The 8,430-nt window shown below is 70.7% G+C and carries 8 protein-coding genes; 6 read left to right on the top strand and 2 right to left on the bottom strand.

The features are described 5' to 3' along the window. Positions 1 to 2 precede the first annotated feature (2 nt). The 3 genes from ABZ646_RS08775 (at position 3) to ABZ646_RS08785 (ending at position 3,155) form a co-directional block, all read left to right on the top strand. The gene (locus ABZ646_RS08775) at positions 3 to 974 is read left to right on the top strand and encodes an aldo/keto reductase (RefSeq protein WP_360514680.1); all 972 of its coding nucleotides are present in this window, start codon (positions 3 to 5) and stop codon (positions 972 to 974) included. Positions 975 to 1,083: 109 nt separating this feature from the next. Next, the gene (locus ABZ646_RS08780) at positions 1,084 to 1,635 is read left to right on the top strand and encodes a helix-turn-helix domain-containing protein (RefSeq protein WP_360514683.1); all 552 of its coding nucleotides are present in this window, start codon (positions 1,084 to 1,086) and stop codon (positions 1,633 to 1,635) included. Continuing rightward, a complete protein-coding gene (locus ABZ646_RS08785; protein WP_360514686.1) occupies positions 1,632 to 3,155 on the top strand; it encodes an MFS transporter in 1,524 nt (507 codons plus the stop codon). Before ABZ646_RS08780 ends, ABZ646_RS08785 begins: the two co-directional genes overlap by 4 nt. A gap of 10 nt (positions 3,156 to 3,165) precedes the next feature. Here ABZ646_RS08785 and ABZ646_RS08790 read toward each other — a convergent pair whose 3' ends face one another. Continuing rightward, complete coding sequence (locus ABZ646_RS08790) at positions 3,166 to 4,848, bottom strand: multicopper oxidase family protein (protein ID WP_360514689.1); 1,683 nt, start codon at positions 4,846 to 4,848, stop codon at positions 3,166 to 3,168. 203 nt (positions 4,849 to 5,051) lie between these two features. Further along, positions 5,052 to 5,723, bottom strand: coding sequence for a lysophospholipid acyltransferase family protein (locus ABZ646_RS08795; RefSeq protein WP_360514692.1), 672 nt, complete (start codon positions 5,721 to 5,723; stop codon positions 5,052 to 5,054). Positions 5,724 to 6,044: 321 nt separating this feature from the next. On the opposite strand from ABZ646_RS08795, the gene ABZ646_RS08800 reads away from it, so the two are divergent. The 3 genes from ABZ646_RS08800 to ABZ646_RS08810 all read left to right on the top strand — a co-directional run bounded on the left by ABZ646_RS08800 (position 6,045) and on the right by ABZ646_RS08810 (position 8,349). Continuing rightward, complete coding sequence (locus ABZ646_RS08800; protein ID WP_360514695.1) at positions 6,045 to 7,226, top strand: glycerophosphodiester phosphodiesterase; 1,182 nt, start codon at positions 6,045 to 6,047, stop codon at positions 7,224 to 7,226. A gap of 74 nt (positions 7,227 to 7,300) precedes the next feature. Next, positions 7,301 to 7,807, top strand: a complete 507-nt coding sequence (locus ABZ646_RS08805; RefSeq protein ID WP_360514698.1) for a sigma-70 family RNA polymerase sigma factor — start codon at positions 7,301 to 7,303, stop codon at positions 7,805 to 7,807. A 44-nt stretch (positions 7,808 to 7,851) separates the two neighbouring features. Further along, positions 7,852 to 8,349 carry a GNAT family N-acetyltransferase gene (locus ABZ646_RS08810; protein ID WP_360514707.1) on the top strand — a complete coding sequence of 166 codons (498 nt, stop codon included), beginning with the start codon at positions 7,852 to 7,854 and terminating at the stop codon, positions 8,347 to 8,349. Positions 8,350 to 8,430: the final 81 nt, after the last annotated feature.

The following is an 8,430-nucleotide window of genomic DNA, read 5'->3' on the forward strand; positions in this document are numbered from 1 at the left end:
CGATGCCCTTCGCCCGACTGGCAACAGCAACCACCCCCACCTGCCACATCGGCCTGGGCCTCGCCGCGGTCGGCCGCCCCGGCTACATCAACCTCGGCCGCGAAGCCGACCTCGGCGAGAACCGCAGCGTAGAGGCCCTGCGCACCCGCACCCACGAACTCCTCGACGCCGCCTACGCCCAGGGCGTCCGCTACTTCGACGTCGCCCGCTCCTACGGCCGCAGCGAGGAGTTCCTCGCCGACTGGCTCAAGGCCCGCCCGGACCTCACCGACGTGGTCGTCGGCAGCAAGTGGGGCTACACCTACACCGCCGACTGGACCACGGACGCCGAGCAGCACGAGGTCAAGGACCACAGCGTCGAGACCTACGACCGCCAGCGCGCCGAGACCGCGGAACTCCTCGGCGACCGACTCGACCTCTACCAGATCCACTCGGTGACCCCGGACAGTCCCGCCCTCACCGACAAGGAACTCCACGCGCGCCTCGCCGAAGCGGCGGCCGGCGGCCTCACCGTGGGCTTCTCCACGAGCGGCCCGGCCCAGGCCGACGCCATCCGGGCCGCCCTCGCCGTCACGGTCGACGGCGAGCCCCTCTTCCGTACGGTCCAGTCGACGTTCAACGCCCTGGAGACCTCGGCGGCCCCCGCCCTGGCCGAGGCGCACGACGCCGGACTGACGGTGATCGTGAAGGAGGGCATGGCCAACGGCCGCCTCGCCGCCCCGCACGCCCCCGACGCCGTACGCGCCGTGGCCGAGGAGACCGGCCTCGGCTGCGACGCCGTGGCGCTCGCGTTCGTACTGCGCCGGCCCTGGGCCGGAGTCGTCCTCTCCGGCGCGGCGACACTCGGCCAGCTGGACTCCAACCTGCACGCGGCCGTGGTCGACCTGGACGAGAACCAGCTGACCCGCCTCGCCGCCCTCGCCGAGGACCCCCGCGCCTACTGGGAGCACCGCGGCAGCCTGCCCTGGCACTGAGCCGACAGAGTTCCCCGAACACCCCGCGGCTGGCACCATGAGCCACCCCCTGTGAGCCACGCATGCCCACATTGAGACAGATCTGTCTCAGATGGACTACTCTTGTCTCATGGCCCTCGATCGTGACCACGTCCTGCGCAGCGCGGCCGCCCTGCTGACCCGTAAATCCACGGCGACCATGGACGAGGTCGCCAGGGCCGCCGGGATCAGCCGGGCCACGCTGCACCGTCACTTCGCGGGCCGCGACGCGCTGGTCCGCGCGCTGGAGGCGCTCGGCATCGCGGAGTGCGAGGCGGCGCTGGACGCGGCCCGCCTCGACGAGGGCCCGGCGGCCGACGCCGTGCACCGCCTGGTCCGCGAGATCGAACCGGCCGCCGGGCTGCTGGCCTTCCTCTACACCGAGAACCAGCTGTTCGAGGGCGATGGGCAGAACGCGGGCTGGACCCGGATCGACGACCGCGTCGCGGCCCTCTTCCGGCGCGGGCAGCAGAGCGGCGAGTTCCGCATCGACCTCACCCCGGCCTGGCTCACCGAGGCGCTGTACGGCCTGCTGGCCTCCGCCGCCTGGGCGGTCTCCGAGGGCCGCGTCGCCCGCAAGGACTTCACCCACATGATCGTCGAGCTGCTGCTCGGCGGCGCACGAAGAAGAGAGGAATCATGACCAGCGCCCTGCGGCCGGCGGCCGCCACGGAGACGGAGAAGCGCCCGGGCCGGTGGCTCGCGCTCTGCGTGCTCGTGCTCGCCGTGCTGCTTGTGGCCGTCGACGCCACCGTCCTCGGCCTCGCGACCCCTTACATCAGCGAGGACCTCGACCCGTCCGGCACCCAGCTGCTGTGGATCGGTGACGTCTACTCGTTCGTCATCGCCGGTCTGCTGGTCTCCATGGGCAGTCTCGGCGACCGCATCGGCCGCAAGCGGATCCTGCTGTGCGGCGCCACCGTGTTCGGCGCGATATCCGTACTGAACGCCTACGCGACCACACCCGGGATGATGATCGCCGCCCGGGCCCTGCTGGGTGTCGCGGGCGCGACCCTGATGCCGGCGACCCTCGCCCTGATCCGCAACCTCTTCCACGACCCGCGTGAGCGCAGTCTCGCCGTCGGTGTCTGGGGCGCGGCGGCCTCGGCCGGTACCGCCGTCGGGCCGATCGTCGGCGGTTTCCTGCTCGAACACTTCTGGTGGGGCTCGGTCTTCCTGATCAACCTGCCGGTGATGGTGGTCCTGGTCCTCGTCGGCGTCCGGACGCTTCCCGAGTCCCGCAACCCCGACCCCGGACCCTGGGACCTGATCAGCGTCGTCCTGTCGCTGGTCGGCATGATCGCCCTCGTCTACGCGGTGAAGGAGGCGGCGGCCCACGGTCTCACCGCGGTCACCGCGGCGGCCGCCGTGCTCGGCGCCGCCGCCCTCCACGGGTTCGTCCGCCGCCAGCTCACCATGCCCAAGCCCCTGCTGGACATGCGGCTGTTCCGCAGCCGCGGCTTCAGTGGCGCCGTGCTGGCCGACCTGCTGACCGTGCTCGGCATGTCGGGCCTGGTGTTCTTCCTCTCCCAGTACCTGCAACTGGTGCAGGGCAGGTCTCCGTTCGAGGCCGGCCTGGCCGAGCTCCCCGCCGCCGTCGGCGCGGTGGGGGCGGGCCTGGTGGCCGGCCGGGCGGCCCGCCGCCACTCGGTCCGGCTGGTGGTCTCCGGCGGCCTGGCGGCCGTGGGCGTGGCCCTGGCCGCGCTGACGACTCTGTCCCGGTCCACCGGTTACCCGGTTCTCGGTGCCGCCCTCCTGGTGGTCGGCGTCGGCGCGGGCTTCTCCTTCACGGTCACGGCGGACGTGATCCTCTCCAGCGTCCCCAGGAACCAGGCGGGCGCCGCCTCCGCGGTCTCCGAGACGGCGTACGAACTGGGTGCGGCGCTGGGCATCGCCCTGCTCGGTTCGATCGTGATGGGCGTCTACCGCGGCTTCCCGGGACCCACGGGCACCCCGGCCGCCGCCCACGAGTCCCTCGGAGCGGCGGTGGAGGCGGCGAAGAGCATGCCCTCGCCGACGGCGGCCGACATGCTGACAGCGGCCCGCGACTCCTTCGTGCACGGACTCCACCTGGCATCGGGTGCGGGAGCGGCGGTCCTCCTCGCGACGGCGGCGGCAGCGTGGTTCCTGCTCCGAGACCAGCGGCTGGAGAGCGCCCCGTAAGGAGCCCAGCTCACCTCTTGTACCCCAGCACCGTCATCATCCCGCTCTCCGAGTGGTACTGGTTGTGACAGTGCAGCATCCACAACCCGGGGTTGTCGGCGTCGAAGTCCAGCACCAGTTTGCGGTGCGGCAGCACGATCGTGGTGTCCTTGCGCGCCCCGGTCGAGCTGATCCCGTTGACCGAGAACGTGTGCCCGTGCAGGTGCATCGGATGCCACATGTCGGTCGCGTTGAGGAGCGTCAGCCGCACCCGCTCCCCGGCCCGCACCGCATGCCGTTCCCGCACGTCGTACGGCTTGTGGTCGAACCCCCAGTCATAACGCTGCATCGTGCCCGTGATCCTGATCCGCAGATCGCGGTCGGGAACCCGGTCGTCCATGGCGACGGAGTCGGCCGGCAGCAGCCGGCGCGCCGGCACGATCTCGCGGTCCAGCTCGTCCGGACGGGCGTCCGGCGCGGGAAGGTTTCTGCCCTTGTCGGTCCGCAGGATCGCGACCCCCTTGCCCTTCTTGCCCTCGGCGAGCGCGACCAGCGGGAAGACCCCGTCCTTGGCGGTGACCAGCACGTCGTACCGCTCGGCCATGCCGATGAGCAGCGCGTCGGTGCGCTTGTGCTGCACGGGATAGCCGTCGGTGTGGGTGATCGTCATGGGGTGGTCGCCGAGCGCCACCCGGAACGCCGTCTCGGAGCCCGCGTTGATGATGCGGATCCGGATGCGGTCGCCGGGGCGGCAGCGGAAGACGGAGGGGTCGGTGCGCAGCCGTCCGTTGATCAGGTAGTGGGGATAGGCGACGTTGCCGCCCTCACCGTGGAGCAGGCGGCTGTGGGAGTCACGCAGCACCCGGTCGGTACCCAGCGCGCGCCTGACCCTGGACGGTGTCCCCGACGGTGACCGGGTCGCCGACGGCGAACCGGACCGCGACGCGGAAGCACTCGGCGATCCGTGCGGGCCCGGGCTGTGATGGGCCGGGCCCATCCCCATCCCCATCCCTGTCCCCATCTTCATGCCACCGCCCGGCTTGAGCTGTTCGAGCACCTGCTCGGGGCTGGAGCCCTCGATGCCGTCGAGCCAGTCGTCCAGGACGACGATCCATTCCTTGTCGTACTTGAGCGGTTCCTTCGGATCGTCGACGATGAACGGCGCGTACAGGGCGCGGTCGGGCTGCATGCCGACGTGCGAGTGGAGCAGGTACGTCCCCGGATGGGCGGCGGTGAAGCGGTAGACGAAGTCCGCGCCCGGCGCGATGGGCGCCTGGGTGAGGTCCGGCGCGCCGTCCATGTCGCAGCGCAGCCGCACCCCGTGGGCGTGCAGAGTGGTCTTCTCGGCCAGCCGGTTGCTGAGGGTCAGGCTCAGCACGTCTCCCGCGGTGACGCGTACCAGCGGCCCCGGCACCGACTCGTTGTACGCCCAGCTGTGCACGGACCGTCCGCCCAGGTCCAGCGTGCTCTCGGAGGCCGTCAACCTGACCATGCGCACCGGCCCGGATCCGCGCCTGCGCTCGGCCGCGAGCACCTCCGGGTCCGACGGGTTGACATACCCCTTGGGTCCCTGGGGGACGAACGCTGCGGTGCCGGCCGTGTGCTGCGGGCCGGAGCGGGGTTCGGAGCCGGAGTCGGAACATGACGCCAGGAGCCCCGCGCCTGCGGCAGCGAACGGAACACGGAGCAGGGTACGCCGAGAAGGTTTCTGCATATCTAAATAAGACATGCTGTGTGCTCATATGGCCGGTAAATGCGAAGGAATGACCGAAGTGTCGGGCCAGATTCCACCGGCAGGCGGACGCCTGACAATCCCGCTCGGACGTCAGGCGGATGGCAGACAAAAGGGCAGACAAAAGGGCACGGACCAACGGTCCGTGCCCATCCCCCGAAAGAGTGTCAGACGCTCACCCGTGCTCAGGCGGCCTTCGCCTTCGTGGCGTACATGTCCACGTACTCCTGACCGGACAGCCGCATGACCTCCGCCATCACGGAGTCGGTCACGGCCCGCAGCACATAGCGGTCCCGGTCCATGCCCTCGTACCGGGAGAACTCCATCGCCTCGCCGAACCGCACGGTCACCCTGCCGGGTCGCGGCATGCCCTTGCCGCCGGGCTGGAGCTTGTCCGTGCCGATCATCGCGAACGGCACCACGGGCGCGCCGGTCATCAGCGTCAGCCGCGCGATGCCGGTCCGGCCCCGGTACAGCCGGCCGTCGGGGGAGCGGGTGCCCTCCGGGTAGATCCCGAAGATCTTGCCTTCGTCCAGGACCCGCTTGCCGGTCATCAGCGCGGCGACCCCGCCGCTCGCGCCGTCCCGGTCCACCGGGATCATGCCGACACCGGTGAAGAACCACGCCATCAGACGGCCCTTGAGGCCCTTCCCGGTGACGTACTCGTCCTTGCCGATGAAGAACACCTGCCGCTTGCTGACCAGCGGCAGGATCATCGAGTCGATGAAGGTCAGGTGGTTGCCGGCGAGGATGACCGGACCGTCCCCCGGGATCTGCTCCACGCCTTCCACCCGGAGGCGGAACATCAGGCGCATGATCGGTCCGAGCACTGCCTTGATGAGCGCGAAGCGGGACAACGGGTCCTCCGATGTCGAGGGGCGGTATGAGTCTGTGCAGGTGAGGACATTACTCGCGGCTCCGTGGGAAGCGCACATCGGGTACGGCCGGTTCACCGAGGTCTTACGTAGTGTTGACGCTGGTTTACCTGCGGTGGCGTCCCGAAGGCACGTGTCCACCGAGCGGCGGCCATGTGACGGAAATCGCCGACGGACCGTCATGCCCGCCGTCCACCAGCCATACGGCGTCACCCGGCCGTTGGGCCGGCGGTCTCCCGTCGGTCACGTCCGCACCCCTACGATCGGCGCGCATTCGAACGGGCGGACGGCAGGAGAGCGCTCATGGACAGCAACGAATCGAACGAGCGGACCCAGGCGAACGGCATGACGGGGCGGCGGGCGCTGCTCGGGGCCGCGGTCCTCGGCGCCGGCGGTGCGGTCCTCGGACTGCCCGGCGCCGCCAGAGCGGCCGAGGCGAAGCAGACCGGACACGGCGGCGGGCTCAAGAGCCTGCCGAAGCCGACCGTCATCGGACACCGCGGCTCCAGCGGCTACCGCCCGGAGCACACCTTCGGCTCCTACGACCTGGCCCTCGACCTCGGTGCCGACGTCGTCGAGGCCGGCGACCTGGTCCCCACCAAGGACGGCCACCTGGTCTGCCGTCACGAGCCGGAGATCGGCGGCACCACGGACGTCGCCGACCACAAGGAGTTCGCCGACCGCAAGGCCACCAAGACGCTGGACGGCGTCCCCACGACCGGCTGGTTCACCGAGGACTTCACGCTCGCCGAGCTGAAGACGCTGCGCGCGGTCGAGCGCATCCCGGCCAACCGCCCGCACAACACGCTCTACAACGGCCGCTGGGAGATCCCCACCTTCGAGGAAGTCCTCAAGTGGCAGGACGAGCAGACCCGCAGGCGCGGCAAGCAGGTCTGGATCTACCCCGAGACCAAGCACCCCACCTACTTCCGCGGGCTCGGCCTCGGCCTCGAGGAGCGGGTCGCCAAGCTGCTGCGCAAGTACGGCAAGGACAAGCGGAACTCGCCGGTCATCCTGCAGTCCTTCGAGCCGACCAGCATCCAGCGCCTGAACACCCTGGTCGACAACCCGCTGGTCGTGCTGCTGTCCGCCGCGAACACCCGGCCCTACGACTTCGTGGCCACCGGTGACCCGCGCACGGTCGCCGACCTGATCACGCCGAAGGGCCTGCGGGAGATCGCCGGTTACGCGCAGGGCATCGGCCCGACCCTCGACCTGATCATCCCCAAGGACGCGAACGGCGACTTCACCGCGCCGAGCACGCTGGTCGCGGACGCGCACAAGGTGGGCCTGGTCCTCCATCCCTACACCATGCGCAACGAGAACCCGTTCCTGCCGCCGGCCTTCCGCAAGGGCGGCGCCGCGGACGCCTACGGCGACGTCTTCCCCGTCTTCCAGGCGTACTTCGCGACGGGCATCGACGGTGTCTTCACCGACAACGCCGACACCGCCCTGCTGGCCCGCGCCGACTTCGTCAACGGCTGAGCACCGGCACCCCGTTCGAGGTGTCTCCCGGCCGTCCCGGCAACCTGCCCCGGGGCGGCCTCGTCGTTCCGCACATGACGCACGACCTGGTCGCCGCCCTGCGCCCGCTGCTCACCGCCGAGGCCCGTGCCGAGGCACATGCCTCGGGGAACGACCCCGGCGACCTGGAGCAGACCGTCTGGCTCCGCCTCCTGGAGCGCCTGGAGACCCACGGGCCGCCCCGCGCCCCCGAGGACTGGCTGCGCCGGGCCGTCCGGGCGGAGTCCCGCCGCACCCGCCGCAGAGCACGCCACGAACGCCCCTACGGCACCGAACCCGTCGATCTCACCGCGGCCGGCCCGGAGCAACTCGCCCTCGCCGCCGCTCACCAGCGCGCCCTGCGCGCCGCGGTTGCCCGCCTCCCCGGTCGCTGCCCCCGCCTCCTCCAGAGCCTGTTCTCCTCGCGGGACCTCACATACCGGGAGGTCGCGGGGGAGTTGGGTATCTCACAGGGCAACCTGGGACCGGAACGTTCCAGATGTCTGGGATGTCTGCGCCGATTGTTGACGCCGGAGGTTGCGGGCCGCGAAGTGGGGGGATAGGAGTGAGAACGACAGGTGATCAGGTGAGCGGGAGGCGTGCGCACATGGGCATGAGCGTGACCATCTCGGTGGCGACCGAGCATGATGCGGAGCAGATCTTCAGGCTCCAGTACCTGTGCTTCCAGAGCGAGGCGGCGCTGTACGGCAACTACCGCATCGACCCGCTCGTGCAGAGTCTGGACTCGGTCCGCCAGGAGGTCGCCGCCGACTGCGTCTTCGTGGCCCGCCTCGGCGAGGAGGTCGTCGGCTCGGTCCGCGGCAAGGTCACCGAGGACGGCGCCGCGGCCATCGGGAAGCTCTGCGTCCACCCCCGCCTCCAGGGCCACGGCATCGGCGCGAGGCTGCTGCGCGCGGCCGAGTCCGCGCTGGTCGAGGAGCGCGGCGCCAAGAAGTTCCGCCTCTTCACCGGCCACCGCAGCGAGGGCAACCTGAGGCTGTACAGGAGGGTCGGCTACGAGACCGTGGGCACGTCGAAGGGCGCGGACGGCGTCCAGATGATCGTCCTGGAGAAGCCGGCCACTACTTATGCAACAACGGCTTGATGCAGCGCCCCTTCAGGGGCGCCGGTTGAGGAACTGCGCGACCAGCCACAACGCACCCGCTGTCGCGCACGTTCCTCAACC

Origin of the sequence: Streptomyces sp. NPDC007162 (assembly GCF_040634175.1) — a bacterium.
Taxonomy (GTDB): Bacteria; Actinomycetota; Actinomycetes; order Streptomycetales; family Streptomycetaceae; genus Streptomyces.

Excerpts from the sequence above, each read along its gene's own strand:
- ABZ646_RS08775 (WP_360514680.1), top strand. The coding sequence starts at position 3 with ATGCCCTTCGCCCGACTGGCAACAGCAACCACCCCCACCTGCCACATC.
- ABZ646_RS08780 (WP_360514683.1), top strand. The coding sequence starts at position 1,084 with ATGGCCCTCGATCGTGACCACGTCCTGCGCAGCGCGGCCGCCCTGCTG.
- ABZ646_RS08785 (WP_360514686.1), top strand. The coding sequence starts at position 1,632 with ATGACCAGCGCCCTGCGGCCGGCGGCCGCCACGGAGACGGAGAAGCGC.
- ABZ646_RS08790 (WP_360514689.1), bottom strand. The coding sequence starts at position 4,848 with ATGCAGAAACCTTCTCGGCGTACCCTGCTCCGTGTTCCGTTCGCTGCC.
- ABZ646_RS08800 (WP_360514695.1), top strand. The coding sequence starts at position 6,045 with ATGGACAGCAACGAATCGAACGAGCGGACCCAGGCGAACGGCATGACG.
- ABZ646_RS08805 (WP_360514698.1), top strand. The coding sequence starts at position 7,301 with ATGACGCACGACCTGGTCGCCGCCCTGCGCCCGCTGCTCACCGCCGAG.
- ABZ646_RS08810 (WP_360514707.1), top strand. The coding sequence starts at position 7,852 with ATGGGCATGAGCGTGACCATCTCGGTGGCGACCGAGCATGATGCGGAG.